Annotated in this window: 21 protein-coding genes; all 21 read left to right on the top strand. The window is 55.7% G+C overall.

Features of this window, described 5'->3' with window-relative positions:
• The first annotated feature begins 71 nt into the window (after positions 1–71).
• The 21 genes from cmk (at position 72) to ACE6ED_RS04765 (ending at position 17,428) form a co-directional block, all read left to right on the top strand.
• On the top strand, positions 72–779 hold the full coding sequence (cmk, locus tag ACE6ED_RS04865; protein ID WP_410825919.1) for a (d)CMP kinase: 708 nt from the start codon (positions 72–74) through the stop codon (positions 777–779).
• Entirely contained in the window at positions 776–1,366 is a 591-nt protein-coding gene (locus ACE6ED_RS04860) for a lysophospholipid acyltransferase family protein (RefSeq protein WP_410825918.1), read from the top strand. Before cmk ends, ACE6ED_RS04860 begins: the two co-directional genes overlap by 4 nt.
• A gap of 292 nt (positions 1,367–1,658) precedes the next feature.
• Entirely contained in the window at positions 1,659–2,846 is a 1,188-nt protein-coding gene (rpsA, locus tag ACE6ED_RS04855; protein ID WP_410826147.1) for a 30S ribosomal protein S1, read from the top strand.
• A 181-nt stretch (positions 2,847–3,027) separates the two neighbouring features.
• Entirely contained in the window at positions 3,028–4,350 is a 1,323-nt protein-coding gene (der, locus tag ACE6ED_RS04850) for a ribosome biogenesis GTPase Der (RefSeq protein WP_410825916.1), read from the top strand.
• An 11-nt stretch (positions 4,351–4,361) separates the two neighbouring features.
• Positions 4,362–4,988 (top strand): glycerol-3-phosphate 1-O-acyltransferase PlsY, encoded by a 627-nt coding sequence (gene plsY, locus ACE6ED_RS04845; protein WP_410825914.1) that lies wholly within the window; start codon positions 4,362–4,364, stop codon positions 4,986–4,988.
• Entirely contained in the window at positions 4,978–6,018 is a 1,041-nt protein-coding gene (locus ACE6ED_RS04840; RefSeq protein WP_410825913.1) for an NAD(P)H-dependent glycerol-3-phosphate dehydrogenase, read from the top strand. Before plsY ends, ACE6ED_RS04840 begins: the two co-directional genes overlap by 11 nt.
• Before the next feature lie 59 nt (positions 6,019–6,077).
• Entirely contained in the window at positions 6,078–6,356 is a 279-nt protein-coding gene (locus ACE6ED_RS04835; protein WP_410825911.1) for a stage VI sporulation protein F, read from the top strand.
• A gap of 143 nt (positions 6,357–6,499) precedes the next feature.
• Positions 6,500–6,670 carry a DUF2768 family protein gene (locus tag ACE6ED_RS04830; protein ID WP_410826146.1) on the top strand — a complete coding sequence of 57 codons (171 nt, stop codon included), beginning with the start codon at positions 6,500–6,502 and terminating at the stop codon, positions 6,668–6,670.
• Positions 6,671–6,799: 129 nt separating this feature from the next.
• Entirely contained in the window at positions 6,800–7,414 is a 615-nt protein-coding gene (locus ACE6ED_RS04825) for a hypothetical protein (protein ID WP_410825910.1), read from the top strand.
• A gap of 48 nt (positions 7,415–7,462) precedes the next feature.
• Positions 7,463–7,834 (top strand): 2Fe-2S iron-sulfur cluster-binding protein, encoded by a 372-nt coding sequence (locus tag ACE6ED_RS04820; protein WP_410825908.1) that lies wholly within the window; start codon positions 7,463–7,465, stop codon positions 7,832–7,834.
• 16 nt (positions 7,835–7,850) lie between these two features.
• The gene (locus tag ACE6ED_RS04815) at positions 7,851–8,663 is read left to right on the top strand and encodes a DUF3939 domain-containing protein (RefSeq protein ID WP_410825907.1); all 813 of its coding nucleotides are present in this window, start codon (positions 7,851–7,853) and stop codon (positions 8,661–8,663) included.
• 496 nt (positions 8,664–9,159) lie between these two features.
• Positions 9,160–10,638, top strand: coding sequence for a stage IV sporulation protein A (spoIVA, locus tag ACE6ED_RS04810; protein WP_410825905.1), 1,479 nt, complete (start codon positions 9,160–9,162; stop codon positions 10,636–10,638).
• Positions 10,639–11,013: 375 nt separating this feature from the next.
• Positions 11,014–11,286, top strand: a complete 273-nt coding sequence (locus tag ACE6ED_RS04805; RefSeq protein ID WP_038697055.1) for an HU family DNA-binding protein — start codon at positions 11,014–11,016, stop codon at positions 11,284–11,286.
• 129 nt (positions 11,287–11,415) lie between these two features.
• The gene (gene mtrB / locus ACE6ED_RS04800; protein WP_410825903.1) at positions 11,416–11,655 is read left to right on the top strand and encodes a trp RNA-binding attenuation protein MtrB; all 240 of its coding nucleotides are present in this window, start codon (positions 11,416–11,418) and stop codon (positions 11,653–11,655) included.
• Between the two features lie 196 nt (positions 11,656–11,851).
• The gene (locus ACE6ED_RS04795) at positions 11,852–12,394 is read left to right on the top strand and encodes a hypothetical protein (protein WP_410825901.1); all 543 of its coding nucleotides are present in this window, start codon (positions 11,852–11,854) and stop codon (positions 12,392–12,394) included.
• Between the two features lie 112 nt (positions 12,395–12,506).
• Positions 12,507–13,376: a heptaprenyl diphosphate synthase component 1 gene (locus ACE6ED_RS04790; RefSeq protein ID WP_410825900.1), complete on the top strand. Its 870-nt coding sequence runs from the start codon at positions 12,507–12,509 to the stop codon at positions 13,374–13,376.
• 4 nt (positions 13,377–13,380) lie between these two features.
• Positions 13,381–14,124, top strand: coding sequence for a demethylmenaquinone methyltransferase (locus ACE6ED_RS04785; RefSeq protein WP_410825898.1), 744 nt, complete (start codon positions 13,381–13,383; stop codon positions 14,122–14,124).
• A 1-nt stretch (position 14,125) separates the two neighbouring features.
• Complete coding sequence (locus ACE6ED_RS04780) at positions 14,126–15,001, top strand: UbiA-like polyprenyltransferase (protein ID WP_410825896.1); 876 nt, start codon at positions 14,126–14,128, stop codon at positions 14,999–15,001.
• Complete coding sequence (locus ACE6ED_RS04775; protein ID WP_410825894.1) at positions 14,998–15,609, top strand: UbiX family flavin prenyltransferase; 612 nt, start codon at positions 14,998–15,000, stop codon at positions 15,607–15,609. The genes ACE6ED_RS04780 and ACE6ED_RS04775 overlap by 4 nt, the downstream gene beginning before the upstream one ends.
• Entirely contained in the window at positions 15,606–16,463 is an 858-nt protein-coding gene (locus ACE6ED_RS04770) for a menaquinone biosynthesis protein (RefSeq protein ID WP_410825892.1), read from the top strand. The genes ACE6ED_RS04775 and ACE6ED_RS04770 overlap by 4 nt, the downstream gene beginning before the upstream one ends.
• Complete coding sequence (locus tag ACE6ED_RS04765) at positions 16,460–17,428, top strand: polyprenyl synthetase family protein (RefSeq protein WP_410825890.1); 969 nt, start codon at positions 16,460–16,462, stop codon at positions 17,426–17,428. Before ACE6ED_RS04770 ends, ACE6ED_RS04765 begins: the two co-directional genes overlap by 4 nt.
• The last annotated feature ends 86 nt before the right edge of the window (positions 17,429–17,514 follow it).

The following is a 17,514-nucleotide window of genomic DNA, read 5'->3' as shown; positions in this document are numbered from 1 at the left end:
GATATAATTTCTTATGGTGCAGGCTATGCCTGCTTTTTTCTTGATGAAAGAGTTTGAGGAGGAATCTCCCGTTGGATGGGCAGGGAACGAACACTAACGACAAAATCAACGTCGCCATCGACGGACCTGCCGGAGCGGGCAAAAGCACGGTCGCCCGTTTGGTCGCTCAGAAGCTGTCTTATGTCTATGTCGACACCGGAGCTATGTACCGGGCGATTACCTGGTCGATGATCCAGGATGAAATTGCGCCGGAAAATCACCAAAAGCTGCTTCAAAAGGTGCAAAACATGGTGATTGAATTAATACCCGGAAAAGACATGCAGAAAGTGCTGATCGACGGGGAAGACGTGACGCCTCATCTCCGCAGCCACCAGGTCAGCAGCCTTGTCTCTCAATTCGCCAAAATTCCGCAAATCAGAACCCGTCTTACGGAGCTGCAGCGGAGCATGGCGGAGCGCAAGGGTGTGGTCATGGATGGCCGGGATATCGGAACGACCGTCATTCCCGACGCCGAAGTGAAGGTTTTTATGACGGCGAGTGTGGAAGAACGGGCTCTCCGCCGCTTCAAGGAACTGGGGGATGCCGAAACGGTCAGCCTGGAGCAGCTGGAGAAGGACATCGCTGAACGCGACCGTCTGGATTCCCAGCGCGAGCTGTCGCCGCTGCGTCAAGCCGAGGATGCGGTGCTGCTCGATACGACCTCGATGGATATCCATCAGGTGGTCGAGGCGATTGTGGACCTGTGCAGATCTCATGTTGACGGGGAGAGAACCGAATGAAGATTTACGTTTTTTGCCGGGGTGTGCTCCGCATGCTGTATGCGGTGTTCTATCCGCTGAAAGTGGTAGGGCGGGAGAACATTCCCCGCGAAGGCGGCGTTCTGCTGTGCGCCAACCACATCAGCAACCTGGACCCGATTACGATCGGGATCAAGCTGGAGCGTCAGGTCAAGTACATGGCCAAGGAGGAGCTGTTTAAAGTTCCGGTGCTTGGCTGGCTTGTTGGACAGCTCGGCGCTTTTCCGGTCAAACGCGGCGGTGTGAGCAAGGACGCCATCAAGACGGCGCTCAAGACGCTCCGTGCCGGCGAAATGATGGGTATTTTTCCGGAAGGAACGCGCAACAGCGATTCCGGAGCGGCGAAGAAAGGGGCAGCCAGCTTCGCGCTGCGAAGCGGGGCCGCGGTCATTCCGGCGGCGATCATGGGACCGTATAAGCTGTTCCGCCCGATTACCGTAGTGTACGGGGAGCCGATCGACCTCAGCGCCTTTGAAGGCGCAGGCACCGACCAGCTGGATGCCGTAACGGACCTCATTATGTCCAAGATTCGCGAAATGATAGCCACCGGCAAACCGAGCGGCAGGTAAGCGGTCCGGTGCGAAAGCAGTGCGCTTACATACCTGCATATGGCATAACCGCAATATTTTGGAACATACTAAAGCCTACTGCACACCATGCATATGAGAAACCGACGTTTTGAACTTCGCTCTACGCGGGTTTAAATAAATGGGGTTTTGAATCGAGGAGGGTAATCACATGTCTGAAGAAACAAGAAACCAGGAAACCGCGGAGAATGCAGCCGTGGAAGCCGAGCAAACTGAAACTGCAGCTGTAGAGGAAACTACCGCAGCCGTTCAGGAGAGCCAGGAAGAGAATGAAATGACCAGCCAAGAGGATATGGAACAGCTCATCTCCTTGAAAAAAGGCGACACCGTGAAAGGAACGATCGTCAAAATCGAAGATAACCAAGCTTATGTAAGCATTGGATATAAATACGACGGCGTCATTCCGATTCGCGAACTTTCTTCCGTACAGCTGGACAACGCCGCGGAAGCGGTTGAAGTCGGCCAGGAAGTCGAGTGCAAGGTTGTCAGCATCAACGACAACAAGGAAAGCCTCGTGCTCTCCAAACGTGCGATCGACAGCGAAAAATCGTGGGAAGACCTGGAGAAGCTGTTTGAATCCCAGGAAACCTTTGAAGTTACCGTTGCCGACGTGGTTAAAGGCGGTCTTGTAGCTGACGTAGGCGCCCGCGGATTTATCCCGGCTTCTATGGTTGAGCGTCATTTCGTTGAAGATTTCAGCGATTACAAAGGCCGTACGCTGCGGGTCAAAGTTAAAGAGCTTGACCGCGAGAACGGTAAAGTAATTCTGTCCGCCAAGGAAGTCCTGGAGGAAGAATTCGAAGCCAACAAACAACGCATTATGGGCGAACTGCAGGAAGGCCAAGTGATTGAAGGCACTGTACAGCGTCTGACCCAATTTGGCGCATTCGTTGATGTGGGCGGCGTTGACGGCCTGGTTCACGTTTCCGAAATGGCTTGGCATCATGTGGACAAACCGTCCGACGTGGTTTCCGAAGGCGACTCCGTTCGCGTAAAAGTGCTGAAAGTTGACCCTGAGAAGGGCAAAATCAGCCTGAGCATCAAAGCGGCTACGCCGGGTCCGTGGGAATCGGCAGCCGACCAAATCCAAATCGGCGCGATCGTAACGGGCGAAGTGAAACGCCTCGTGAACTTCGGCGCTTTCGTAGAACTGCTTCCGGGTGTGGAAGGCCTTGTTCATATCTCCCAAATTTCGCACAAACACATCGGAACTCCGCATGAAGTGCTGAAAGAAGGACAAGAGGTTCAAGTTAAGGTTCTGGACTTCAACCCAAGTGAAAAACGTGCTTCCCTGAGCATCAAAGAAACGGAAGAAGCGCCGGCTGCACCGACGCCAAAACCGGAAAGACGCGAAAAAGCGCCTAAAGAAGTGCTCGATAACCCGAACGTATCGCTCAGCAACCAAGGTTTGAGCATTACGCTTGGCGAACGTTTTGGCGACAAACTGAACAAATTCAAGTGATCCTGCTTGAAGATTAACGGGTATACTAATCGGCGAACCCTCTATCCGGGGGTTCGCCGATTGTGTTTTCTCCGCTTGTAAGACGGGCGGGGCGGACAGAGCAGGCAAGGTTCGCGTTAGCCAAGCGTGGCGTTTTTTGCTATGATGGGAAACGTAAGGAAGCGACAGGAGGAATGGATCTATGGCAAGACCCGTAGTGGCCATCGTAGGAAGGCCCAACGTCGGGAAATCGACGATATTCAACCGGCTGATCGGCGATCGGCTGGCAATTGTGGAAGATAAACCGGGGATTACCCGGGACCGGATTTACGGCTCGGCCGAATGGAACGGACAGCCCTTCAGCGTTATCGATACCGGAGGGATTGAAATTGACGGCGAAGACGTTATTCTGAAATCGATCCGCGTTCAAGCGGAGCTGGCGATTGAGGAAGCGGATGTCATCGTCTTTATGTGTGAAGCAAAAAGCGGTGTAACGGGAGCGGACGAGGAAGTAGCACAGATTCTGTTCCGTTCGGGTAAACCGATTGTATTGGCCGTCAATAAGGTCGACAACATGAAGCGGATGGAAGACATCTATGAATTCTACAGCCTTGGCTTCGGCGACCCGATCGGCATTTCGGGCAGCCACGGGACGGGAATCGGCGATCTGCTTGACGCCGTTACCGAAAAGCTGCCTGAACTCCAAGAAGACGAATACGACGAGGATGTGATCCGCGTCGCGCTGATCGGCCGGCCGAACGTGGGGAAATCCTCGCTGGTTAATGCGATCCTTGGCGAAGAGCGGGTTATCGTAAGTGATATAGCGGGCACGACGCGCGATGCGGTGGATACGCCGTTTGAGCATGCGGGCCAGCGCTACGTGCTGATTGATACGGCCGGTATGCGCAAACGCGGCAAAGTATACGAATCCACCGAGAAGTACAGCGTAATGCGGGCAATGCGGGCGATTGAGCGGGCGGATGTTGTGCTTGTCCTCATCAACGGCGAAGAAGGCATTATCGAGCAGGACAAACATATCGCCGGCTACGCGCATGAAGCGGGCAAAGCTTCTATTTTCGTCGTCAATAAATGGGATGTGGTGGAGAAGGACGATAAGACCATGCAGAACTTTGTGAACAAGATCCGCGATCATTTCCTGTTCATGACGTACGCGCCGGTCGTATTCCTGTCTGCCCTGACCAAACAACGGCTGCACAAGCTGCTGCCGGTCGTTCAGCATGCGGCTCAGCAGCATTCACTGCGGATCGCCACCCATTTGATTAACGACGTCATCTCCGACGCGGTTGCGATCAATCCGCCTCCGACGGATAAAGGACGCAGACTGCGGATCAATTACGCTACCCAGGTTGCGGTCAAGCCGCCGACCATCGTGGTGTTTGTAAACGATCCGTCGCTGATGCATTTTTCCTATGAGCGCTATCTGGAGAACAAGATCCGCGGCGCGTTTGATTTTGAGGGGACGCCGATACGTATCTTTACCCGGCGCAAATCCGACGAAGGTTAGGGGAGACGAACGTGGCGCTTGAACTGGTGGTCATTGTAGGAAGTTATCTGCTGGGCTCCGTGAGCTTCAGCGTGCTGCTGGCCAAAATGCTGAAAGGAATCGACATCCGCCAGCATGGCAGCGGCAATGCCGGCGCAACGAATACGCTGCGGGTTCTCGGAAAGGGACCCGCGATTCTTGTACTCGCGCTGGATGTGCTTAAGGGCATCGCTGCGGTATGGCTGGGCATCTGGGCCGGAGGCTGGGGGACTTGGATCCCGGCGCTTTGCGGACTTGCCGCCATCATCGGCCATAATTGGCCGGTTTATTTTCACTTCCGGGGAGGCAAAGGCATCGCCACCACGATCGGCGTCATGGCCACGCTTTGCTTCTGGCCGGCGCTGTACGCGGGGATCATCGCCATTTTGTCCATCGTCGTTACCCGTTATGTTTCGCTTGGCTCGCTGATTTTTGTGGCGCTTACGCCGATTTTTTTGCTGTTTACCGATTATTCGCTGCCGATGCTTTGGAGCAGTCTGATTATCGCCGTGTTCGCCTACTGGAGACACCGCGGCAATATCATGAAGCTGGTCCAGGGACGGGAAAACAAGCTTGGATCTAAAGACAAGTCCAAAGGAGGGAAGCGCGTTGTCCGATAAAGTATCCGTACTGGTAGCGGGCAGCTGGGGAACCGCGCTGGCGGGGGTGCTTGCCTCCAACCACAAAGAAGTGTACTTATGGACCCGCAGTCCCGAACAGGCTGCCGAAATCAATGAACGTCACACCAACAGCCATTATTTACCTGATATCACGCTGCCCGTGAACCTGAAAGCGACCACGGATATGGAACAGGCCGTTACCGGTTCATCCGCGGTCGTTATTGTTGCGCCGTCATCCGGCATGCGGGAGGTTGCCCGCCGGCTGAAGCCGTATTGGCGGGATGAGATGGTCTGCATCCATGCCACCAAAGGTTTTGAAACGGAGACGATGAAACGGATGTCCACCGTCATCTCTGAGGAGCTGGAGTGCGGGGAAGACCGGATCGTTGTGCTGTCCGGGCCAAGCCATGCGGAAGAGGTTGTCAGGAAATGTCCGACCACCGTCGTGGTGGCTTCTCCAAACGAACAGGCGGCGGTGCTTGCGCAGGACCTGTTTATGAACAACGATTTTAGAGTCTATACCAACCGCGATCTCGTAGGCGTCGAGCTGGCCGGCGCGCTGAAAAATATCATTGCCCTTGGGGCGGGCCTTTCGGACGGTCTTGGATTTGGTGATAACGCCAAGGCCGCTCTTTTGACGCGCGGACTGGCCGAAATCTCCCGCGTCGGTGTCGAGCTTGGAGCGAATCCGCTTACGTTTGCGGGTTTGGCCGGGATCGGCGATCTTGTCGTTACGGCGACAAGCCGGCACAGCCGGAACTGGCGTGCGGGCTCCCTGCTCGGCCAAGGCAAGCCGCTGCCCGAAGTGCTGGAATCGATGGGCATGGTCGTGGAAGGAATCCGCACCACGCAAGCCGCCCATGCGATATCGCTAAAGCTGAAGGTACAGATGCCGATTACCGATCAGATGTACCATGTGCTGTTTGAGGGACGAAACCCTAGAACAGCCGTGGAAGCGCTCATGGGGCGTGATCCCAAGACCGAAATGGAGTCAATCTCGCAGGAAATCTGGGAGCAGTGGCACACCTGAACCCGGTCACCTTTTGTCAGCCCCCCTCATATGCTGTACTGGGGATTGACGGAGGAGGGATGAACGTGAACAAGTTTCCCAAAGATGCGCTGAGCGCAATCAACAAAAAGGCGGGAAAAAATATTTCCGAAGGTGCCGTCAAAAAACTGGCGAGCACGGTCAAACCGGGAACCCTGCAGAGTGAAGCCCAGCTCCGCCAGCTGATCAAGCAGGTCTCCGCGATGGCTAAAGTACCTGTCAGCGAAGACACGATCCAGGAAATCATCCGTGCGGTCAAAAAATCGGGCACCAACCCGAGCAGCATGGAAACGCTGATGAAAATGATGATGAAAAAATAGCCGGTGCCGCCAACCGGCGCAGGGAAGCCGCTCGCATTTCGAGCGGCTTTTTTGGATTTGCGTGAAAAGTCCGCTGGTCATGTTATAATATTGCATATCGCAGATAAGAGAAACTGGGGAGGTGCAATTCGGACTTGGATCCAATGACTAAGATGTGGCTGTCTCTGGCCGCCATTCTGATTATGGGTTTGTCCGTATTCCTGATTACGTTCGCACGGAGCAAAACCAAAGGAGTCATTCGCCTTCTGCTGTCCGCTGCCGCGTTCCTGATCATGCTCATCGGACTGCTGAGCGGCTTTGTCTCCATCATGTAGCATGGTCTGCCTATCTGCATCATCGTTGGCATCTTAAGTGCGCACAGATATGAAAACCGTTACATACCCGCCGCGGGGGCAGATGAGCCGCGAACGGCGGGAAAGATTCTGGGGACGGGGCGTGAAGGGATGAATCAAGTGACGATGCCGCCGGCTCTGCTGCAAGCGCTGGCGGAGAGTATCCGGTTGCTGAATACCAGGGAAGACCGCCGGAATACAGTGTGGCTGCTCGGAGGCGGCTGCGGACTGCTGCTGCAGCAGGTAACGAACGGTGTGCCGCCAAAGGATATCGATTTGTACGCGGACCGAAGAGCGGCCGGACGGCTGCACCGGAAACTCAATAGCTGCGGCAGTGAAGCGCCGAAAGAGGACTTCAGCGGGGAATGCCGCTCCCTCCGAAGCAATTATCTCATCCAAGGCGTGCAGGTGGATTTGTCCTGCGGGTATGAAATCCGCAGGCCCGGGGCCGGCTATAAGACGGATACGCGGCTGCTGGCGGCCTTCGCGGCGGAGGCGTGGATGGGAGAGGCCGGGCCGGTGAAGCTGATGCCGCTTGCGCATGAGCTGGTCTGCAACCTGCTTAGAGGGCGGCAGGAACGCTGCGAAGCGATCGCTGCGGTAATGCGGCCGGAGCTCCCTGTACATCTGCCTCTGCTGCGGGAGCTGGTGGCAAGAAACCGCATCGAAGGGCTGTATCTGGGGCAGCTGGGCGAGCTGCTGGGCGGTACGATTAAAAGCGCGTAAGAAATCCCTAGGAAACACCTAAAGAGGCCCAAAGAAAGGAAGTGCACCATGAATCGGCAGCAGGCCGGAAAATGCACGGTAGTGTTTGAGCCTTCGGGACGAAGCGCAGCCGTCCGCAGAGGCGTCACGCTGCTGGAAGCGGCAAGAACAGCAGGGGTGAGCCTTACTACCCGCTGCGGCGGCAAGGCGGGCTGCCTGATGTGCAAGGTGGCCGTGGATCGCACGGCTGCGGAAGCGCTCACCCCTCCGGGCGAACCGGAGCGGAGGAAGCTTGGTCCGTTGCTGGAGTCGGGAATCAGGCTCGCCTGCCAAGCGGCCTTGAAGGCGGACGTGATCGTTACGGTCCCCGAGGACCCGCTGAAAGCGGCTGTGCGGCGCAGGCTAGAAGAAGCGGCCAAAACCGATGACAGCCTGTGGTAGAGAGGAGCGTGAGAACATGCGGACGCTGCAAAGCAAAAATCAGACCTTAACGGACAAAAAGATACACGTCTCCCGCTTACAGCGCGGGTTATGGAAACGCGGCTCCTCCGCGGGTATCTTTCTGCTGCTGGCGGTGGCCTTGTCGGGCTGTCTCTATCCTGGCGGGGAAGAAGCCGGCGGCCCGGCAAGTTATTCGGACAGCGTCAGACGGGTGCAGGGGGCGCTGGACGATTATTACAGCGACAAGTCGGTGCTGCCGATATTGAATGCGGATGAATCGGTACCCCGGTACGAGAAATTCCGGATTAACCTGGATCAGCTCAAACAAACCGGATATTTGGACGACATCCCGGCCACTGCGTTTGAACGGGGAGGACGCGTCTATTTTCTTGTGCAAAATGAAGAAAAAAATCCGACGGTAAAAGTGATGGACCTGCTTACCGTCCAGAAGGTGAACGATATCCAGCGGCTGGTCGACCGGTATAAGTCGGCAAACGGCGGGGCCATTCCGGCCGGAACGGAACGATACCCGGGCATCTATGAAGTGGACAAGGGGCTGGCAGACGCCGGCAAACTTACGGTCGACAGCGTCTATTCCGGCCGTCCGCTGGACATGGTCCTGGATGCCCGCGGCGTTGTGTATGTCGATTACGCTCCCGATATTATCACCGCTTCACAGCAGAAAGAAGGTTCGCTTACAAAGGATGGAGATGCGCGCGAGCTGCTCACCGGGGCATCCGATCATGTCCCTGTTAAATCCCTTCCTTATGTATGGAAGGGGGAGGCTCCAGTCGCTGTGCCGGACACCGGCGAGACTACAGGAGACTAGGCAACAGAGCGGCTAGGCAACAACGCGAAGCGAAACAAACGCCTGCCTGTCTTATCTGTTAATTGCAGGTAGGTTCGGTATCAGCCGTATCACTGAACGGCTTCATAAGCTGCTGCTTCCACGTTAGCGGAAGCAGCAGCTTATTTGCGTCTCCTGCGTTCTATGATTGTTGATCTCCTCATAAGTATAAGAAGAAAGGTTCCGCGTACGGGAAAGCCTGCCCAATGTCCCGCCGCGCCAACCCGGGAAAAACTTGCCTAGCGGGACGCAAAAGCAGTCATAACTCCGAGCCGGATACATAAGATGTTACTAGTCCAAATGCATGTCCGAGCATTCGGAAGACCGGTATGCCGGGCGGCGCGGACAACCGGTACCGGCGGATGCGGCGACGCGGCGCAGGGAAGGACGGACGCCGGCTTCTCCGGCGCAGCGGACAGCGAAGCGGCCGATGCTCTTCAGGCATTTTTCTTCGGAAGCATATGAGGAGGGATCTCTTTTGGAAAAAGTGGATATTTTCAAGGACATTGCCGAACGTACCGGCGGCGACATCTATCTCGGTGTCGTGGGCGCGGTCCGTACGGGAAAATCGACATTCATTAAACGGTTTATGGAAACGGTCGTTCTGCCCAACATCACGAGCGAAGCCGACCGGGTGCGGGCGGTGGATGAACTTCCGCAGAGCGCGGCGGGCAAAACGATCATGACCACGGAGCCCAAATTCGTCCCCAACAACGCGGTGCAGATCAAGGTCGCCGAAGGGCTTGAAGTCAACGTCAGACTGGTCGACTGCGTAGGTTATGCGGTCGAGGGAGCCAAAGGCTACGAGGATGAAAACGGCCCCCGCATGATCTCGACCCCTTGGTTTGAGGAGCCGATTCCATTTCAGGAAGCCGCCGAAATCGGGACCCGCAAAGTCATTCAGGAGCATTCCACGCTTGGCGTCGTCGTAACCACGGACGGTACTATTGCGGAAATCCCGCGTTCCTCCTACGTCGATTCAGAGGAGCGGGTCATTGCGGAGCTGAAAGAGGTCGGCAAGCCGTTTGTGCTGGTCATCAACTCTACCCGGCCCCGCAGCGAGGAAACCCAAGCGCTTAGAGGCGAACTTGCCGACAAATACGATATACCCGTAATGACCTTGAGCGCGGCAAATATGAGCGAAGACGATGTCACAGGCGTGCTGCGCGAAGTGCTGTACGAATTCCCGGTGCACGAAGTGAATGTCAATCTTCCGAGCTGGGTAATGGTGCTGAACGAAAATCACTGGCTCCGCAGCTCTTATGAGAACTCCGTGCGCGATACGGTGAAGGATATCCGCCGTTTGCGGGATGTGGACCGTCTGGTCACCCAGTTCATGGAATACGACTTCATTGAACGGGCGGGCCTCAGCGGCATGAATATGGGCCAGGGCGTAGCCGAAATTGACTTGTTTGCTCCTGAGGAGTTATACGATCGGGTACTGATGGAAGTGGTGGGTGTAGAAATCCGCGGCAAGGACCATCTGCTTCAGCTGATGCAGGATTTTGCCCATGCAAAACGGGAGTACGACCGCTTCTCCGAAGCGCTGGAAATGGTGAAGACCACCGGCTACGGCATCGCCGCGCCTTCGCTGGCTGAAATGGCGCTTGACGAACCCGAACTGATCCGCCAGGGATCGCGGTTCGGCGTGAAGCTGAAAGCGACTGCGCCGTCCATCCATATGATCCGGGTGGATGTAGAATCCGAATTTTCGCCGATTATCGGCACTGAAAAGCAAAGTGAGGAGCTTGTCCGCTACTTGATGCAGGACTTCGAAAACGATCCGATCAAGATTTGGGAGTCGGATATTTTCGGCCGGTCGCTGCACTCCATCGTGAGGGAGGGCATTCAAGGCAAGATTGCCATGATGCCCGACAATGCGCGCTACAAGCTACAGGAAACGCTGGGCCGGATCATTAACGAAGGCTCGGGCGGATTGATCGCCATCATCCTCTAAAGACTCGATATACGCGCCCTGCCGTACGGGAAATGTCCCGGTGCGGCAGGTTTTTGCGTGTTTCCAGGGTTTGAGCGATGCCGATTCATCCAGGGTTACAGAGGTTGTCGTTAGCCTGTCCGGGGGCTGCTGCGGCTGCGCTATCGCCCCGTGTTCCTGCTGCAACATATGTTTCTATCTCCGGTCCTAGTAAGGAGAAGGTCTTTTTTTATGTTACAGCTTGAAATTATAGGAACGCTGTATTACTATAAATTTGTTGCGCGCCGGGGCAGAAATGATCGCGGAAGCTTGCAATAAACCGGATTTTAAAGTATATTTTACGTCGAAACGGAAACAGTGAATGATAGGAAGAGTTCGTCGGGGAGGTGAAAAACAATGAATAAATCCGATTTGATCAATCAAGTCACGGAAGCAACCGAACTTCCTAAGAAGGATGTAACCAAAGCGGTGGACGCTGTATTCGAAGCGATTACGGAAGCCCTGCAGAACGGTGACAAAGTCCAACTGGTAGGATTCGGAAACTTTGAGGTGCGCGAGCGTTCCGCACGTAAAGGCCGCAACCCTCAAACCGGTGAAGAAATCGAAATTCCTTCGAGCAAAGTTCCGGCATTCAAGCCTGGCAAAGCGCTGAAAGACGGAATCAAATAAAGATTTCTACATATCCATCCATAGTCAGCGATATACGACAAATGCCGCCTTGCAGGGCGGCATTTGTCGTATATCCTCCGAGGCAGTATCGGATTAGCGCATATAACAAGCGAGAAAGGGGACCGTGCAATGAACAACGGCGAAAGCCCGGCGGCGTGGGGCGGAGACTATATTGTCGTCAAGGCAAAAGAAAACGGTGTGCAGGTTATCGGATTGACGCGGGGAAACGACACCCGTTTCCATCACACCGAAAAGCTGGATAAAGGCGAAGTGCTGATCGCACAATTTACAGACCACACCTCGGCAATGAAGATTCGCGGCAAAGCGGAGGTTATGACCAAGCATGGCAACCTCGAAAGCGGAAACTGACCGTGTTTTTGGCTCCACAGGAGTCTTGAGACAGCAGGCCATAGACTGAAACCCGTGCCAATGAAAAGTTGAATTTGCAAACAGCGCAGCCAACCCGTTTCCGCCAGTTCTCCTCTAGTCAGGCATAACCTGCCATCTGTCCGAATATATGTGTATAGGCCGAGTACCGAATCGATCCGGGCAAAGGAGGCAGGCTATGAATCGCGCATGGTGGATTGGAGCGGCGCTGCTGCTGTCGGGCTCCTCCGTTATTGTCCTCAGCGGGCTGGAAGCCGGCGAGGCGCCCCTTGGGCCGGAATACTCCGTAATCGAGGCCTTTCGGAGCCAGGCGGGGATTCGGGTTGACGAAGACAATCTCGTCGATGCCCTCTCCGCCGTTCCGCTGACGCTTGCGATCGACAAAGCCGGCTGGAAACCCGGTGTTTTGTCCTTGGATTTGCGCGTGGATACCGCGTCGCCTGCCCGGACCGATGTATACGGCGACATGGCTTGGGCTATGCAATTTGCCTTCCGCGGAACGGAAAATGTGGAGCGGCTGCTGCTCCGCGTGGTGGCCCTGGATCCTTGGACAGAGTCGAAGAGCCTGCTGCTCTCCGCCGATATCCGGCGGGCAGACTGGCGTCCGGAGCTGGCTTCCGAGCTGGTCAAAGCCGGCGAAGGACCGCTGCCTGAAGCGGTCAAACGGCAGTATCGTATCAATGAGTCCCATATATGGAAAAACAGGTTCCGGCTTCCCTGATATGGATGGGAGAACCGGAACCTTGCTGTGTGCGCGCAAAAAAAACATGTGATATAATAGACAGTATTGTGAACAAGCATATTGTCCATACGTCAATGGCTCGGAGGCTGAAATGAAACCGTACCGCATATCGCGCTTGGCTCAACCTTATACTGACTACGACATGATTCGGCGGCATACGGAGCTGCCGCCGTTTCCGGATGCCCGCGCGCAGCTGCTATATATTTTTCTCAAGCACACTTCGTCCGCCGGCGCCGGGTCAGCGGAGCTGTACGCTCTGGTGACCGGCCTGGTCCAGCAGGGGCTTGATACCCATGAGAACATCGACGACCCGGCCGGAGGGGAAGGACGCGATCCGATGCGGAGCCGCCAGCTGAAAGTACTGGCCGGCGATTACTTCAGCAGCTGGTATTATCAGCTGCTGGCAAACAGCGGCGAAATCGAGACGATCGGCACGCTGAGCGAGGCGATCGCGGATTACAACGTCATGAAAGCCCGGCTGGCTGTTTCGGACGGAGAAACGCACCGTTCTCCTGACTCATACCTGAAACACAAGGTTCAGCTGAATATGCGGCTGTTCCTTTCTTTTACACCGCTGATTCACCCGGATTATCAGGCGGTCTGGAACGATCTGCTGTATGCCGTTGCGGCGGGCGAAACCGCGCTGACTGAGCTGCAGCGGGGAGCGGAGCCCGTCTCAGCCCACAACGGTTATTGCTACCTTTGTGCGCTGGAAGCGGGTGACGGCACCGAACGCGAGCTGCTGGAGAGCGGGCGGATGAATGCAAACGAATGGATGAAGCTGAAGCTGCGCACGAAAAGCGACACGCTTTTGGCGGATAAGCTCAGGCAGACGGTTGCAACAGCTTCCGAAGTGCTGAGGCAGGTCCGTCACGAGGCGCTGCTGGAAGAGCTGTCGGCGCTGCTGGAGAATCTCCAGTCAACAAACAAGCAATCGGGACAAGCAGCCGGAGAGGGGTAAATTCATGTCAGAGAAAACAACAACGGCGGCCGGCCCAAACGGGGCCAAACCGAAGGAGCAGTTCGTGCACTCCGTGTTTGAGAGCATCGCCGGCAAATACGATGTGATGAATGACATTATGAGCTTTCGCCGGCACAAATCTTGGCGACGTTTTGCCATGCGTAAAATGAATGTGAGAAACGGCGCCAGTGCCGTAGATTTGTGCTGCGGCACCTGCGACTGGAGCATCGCCATCGCCGAAGCAAGCGGAAACGGCCGCGTCACCGGCCTGGACTTCAGCCAGAGCATGCTGGAGGTGGGCCGGCACAAGGTGGACAAAGCGGGGTTGTCGGACCGGATTCAGCTTGTTCAGGGCAATGCCATGGACCTGCCGTTTGCTGACAATTCGTTTGATTATGCAACAATCGGCTTTGGGCTCCGGAATGTGCCGGACCCGGCCCGGGTGCTCTCCGAGATGAAGCGTGTGGTCAAACCCGGCGGGATGGTGGTTTGTCTGGAGCTGTCCAAACCAACCGCCCAGCCGTTTAAAGGCATTTATTATTTTTATTTCCGTCATCTGCTTCCGCTGCTCGGCAAACTGATTGCCAAGCGGTACGAGCAGTACAAATGGCTCCCCGAATCGCTGGCGATGTTTCCCGGCCGGGCGGAGCTGGCGGAAATGTTCCGGCAAACCGGCCTGACAAAAGTGGAGGCGTTCCCCTTGACCGGTGGCATAGCAGCATTACACATTGGGCTCAAGGAGAATTGAGATGGTTAAGAAAATCGGCATTTTTCTACAAATGATCAAATTTGAACATACGGTATTTGCACTTCCTTTTGCTTTTATGGGCGCCCTGCTTGGATCGGTTGTTATGAACGGCTCGCTGCCGTCATGGGCCCAGATCGGCTGGATCATTATGGCCATGTTTGGCGCGCGCAGCGCAGCCATGGGTCTGAATCGGCTGATCGACCGGATCAGCGATGCCAAAAACCCGCGCACGGCCGGCAGAGCCATTCCCGCCGGGCTGCTGAAGGTCGGCGAAGTGGTCATTTTTATCGCCGTATCGTTCCTGCTGCTGTTCTGGGCGGCGTTTGAGCTGAATCCGCTGTCGGCCAAGCTGCTGCCGATCGCCGTTTTTTTGCTGGTGTTTTATTCGTTTACCAAACGGTTTACATGGGCCTGCCACCTGATCTTGGGACTGACTATCGCTCTGGCTCCACTTGGAGGCTGGGTGGCTGTAACCGGCGTAGTCGATTGGACCTCCATGGTGTTTTATTTGACGATCGTGTTCTGGACCGCAGGTTTTGATGTTATTTACTCCTGCCAGGATGTTGAGTTTGACCGCAAAGAAGGCCTGTACTCCATCCCGGTCCGTTTCGGTGTGGCCAAAGCGCTTGTGATCGCCCGGGTATTCCATGTCCTGACGGCGATCGGATTTGTTTCGCTGCTGTTCATGACGGAGCTCAGCTGGTGGTATGTGGCGGGCATGATTATTGCTTACATCATTTTGTTTTATGAACACTACATTGTGTCCCCAAGCGACCTGAGCCGGCTCCAAACGGCTTTCTTTACCATGAACGGCGTGCTGAGCATCGTGGTGTTTTCCTTTACCCTGATTGACCTGGTGGTGCAGTTCAAGCGATGACAGGCGATCGTACGAAGCATTATGTGATTGGTATCACAGGAGCAAGCGGAGCCGTTTATGGCTTCCGCTTGACTGAAGTGATGCTGTCGATGGGACATACGGTGCATCTTGTGGTCAGCAACGCGGGCTGGAGGGTAATAAAAGAAGAACTGGGCCTTCAGACGTCTGACCGGGACGCAGCGCTTGCGGCAAAATTCAGCGGTCTCCAAGGCCGGCTGATTTATCATCCGGTCGCCGATATCGGCGCTTCCATCGCCAGCGGCTCTTTCCGCGCGGAGGCGATGGTTATCGTTCCTTGTTCGATGGGAACGCTGTCAGCTGTCGCGTCAGGCAGCTCCGATAATTTGATGACGCGAGCGGCAGACGTCATGATGAAAGAGGGCCGTCCGCTGGTTCTGATGCCCCGGGAGACGCCGCTGCACAGCATTCATCTGGAGAACATGCTAAAGCTGTCGCGCTTGGGGGTTCGCCTGATTCCGGCGATGCCTGCGTTTTATTACGGCCCGAAGACTATTGAGGATCTTGTTGACTTTTTAATCGGCAAGGTGCTGGACAGTCTCGGTCTTGAACATCAATTATTCCGCAGATGGGGGGAAGAGGAGCTATGAATGAAGAAGACATACGCATCGGCAAAATCAGCTACACGAATTCGTGGCCGATCTTCCATTATTTTGATCCGTCGGCTTTATCCTTTTCCGCGCAAATGATTACCGCCGTCCCTTCCGTGCTCAACCAAGGCATGAGCGAAGGGTCGATTCATGTCGGGGCTTTGTCGTCATTTGCCTATGCGGAGGCCAGCGACAGACTGCTTCTGCTGCCCGATTTGTCCGTAAGCGCGGACGGCGAGGTCCGGTCGATCCTGCTCTTTACCAAGGACTCCATTGCGCGCGCTGCGGAGGGAACGATTGCGCTGACAAGCACGTCGGCCACTTCGGTCAACCTGCTGCGGATATTGATGGAACGCGCTTTTGGCGGCCGGCCCCGTTATGTGACCGCCGAGCCGGATCTGGATCAAATGATGGAGACAGCCGACGCTTGTCTGCTGATCGGCGATCACGCGATCCGCGCTTCTTGGACGGATAAGGGTTATCAGGTGTACGATCTGGGCAGGCTCTGGAAGGAATGGACCGGCTGCGCGATGACGTTTGCGGTCTGGGCGGTGAACCGGCAGGCCGCCGGGCGTTTGCCGGAGGGTATTGCGGAAATCTACCGCGCGTTTGTGCGCAGCAAACAGAGAGGAACGGAAGCGCTGGAACCGATTGTGACCTCGGCTTGCGCATCCGTCGGCGGCGATCCCGCCTACTGGGATGGATACTTCCGTAATTTGTGTTATGATTTTGGAGAAAGGCAGCAGGAGGGTCTCCGACTTTATTACCGTCATGCTTATGAGATGGGGCTGCTGCCGCGGGAAGTCAAGCCGGAGCTATGGAGCCATAATCTGCTGACACGGGTGAACGAATGAAACGACTGGATATGCTCGGACTACTTGGTAAAGACATGGATAAAATCGAAAAAGAGCTGTACCGGAGCGTGCAGGGCGACGACGCTCTTCTGACCGAGACGTCGCTGCATCTGCTGAAAGCCGGGGGCAAGCGGCTGCGCCCTGTTTTTGTGCTGATGGGCGGAAAATTCGGCAGCTACGATCTGGACAAGCTGAAAGCGGTGGCGGTGCCGCTGGAGCTGATACACAGCGCATCCCTTGTGCATGACGATGTAATTGACGACGCGTCCACCCGGCGCGGAGAACCCACCGTCAAAGCAAAGTGGGGCGACAAGATCGCCATGTATACCGGCGACTACATATACGCCAAAGCGCTTATGCTCACCACCCGGTTGAAAAATCCGGAAATTCACCGGATCCTCTCGAAGGCGATGGTCGAAATGTCCATTGGTGAAATGGAGCAGATCCGCGATTTTTTCAACAGCGAGCAGAACGAACGGCGTTACCTGCGCCGCATCCGCCGCAAAACCGCGCTTCTGATAGCGATTAGCTGCCAGCTGGGGGCGCTTGCGGCGGACGCCGAGCCTAGAGTGGCTAGGCTGCTGTACAGCTACGGGTACAACGTGGGCATGGCCTTTCAGATCCGCGACGATCTGCTTGATCTCTCCGGCACGGAGAAGCAGATCGGCAAGCCGCCCGGCAGCGATATCCGGCAAGGGAATATCACGCTGCCTGTGATCTACTCGCTCCGCGACGGACGGCTGCGGGAGCCGCTGCTGGAGGAGCTGGAGGGAATCCGCCTCGGCACCCGCAGCAGCGGCCGGGCTATCGATCTCGTACTGTCCGGACAGGGCATAGCGAAAGCGGAGGAGCTGGCTTCCCGCTATATCGCCAAGGCGCTGAAGGCGCTAGATATGCTGCCCGACAACCGCATGAAGCGCAATTTGCGGGACATCGCTTTTTTTGTTACTGGAAGGTCGTATTGATCTTTAGGAACGCCGCCTGCCGGCCGATGATATAGTATGCGGTCCAAAGGCGCCAACCATATTTCATGAGAATCGGAGAGTGTGCC

Origin of the sequence: Paenibacillus nanchangensis (assembly GCF_046543445.1) — a bacterium.
Lineage (GTDB): Bacteria > Bacillota > Bacilli > Paenibacillales > Paenibacillaceae > Paenibacillus_AQ > Paenibacillus_AQ nanchangensis.
The sequence above is the reverse complement of the archived record's forward strand: the minus strand, read 5'-3'. Positions and strand labels throughout refer to the sequence as shown.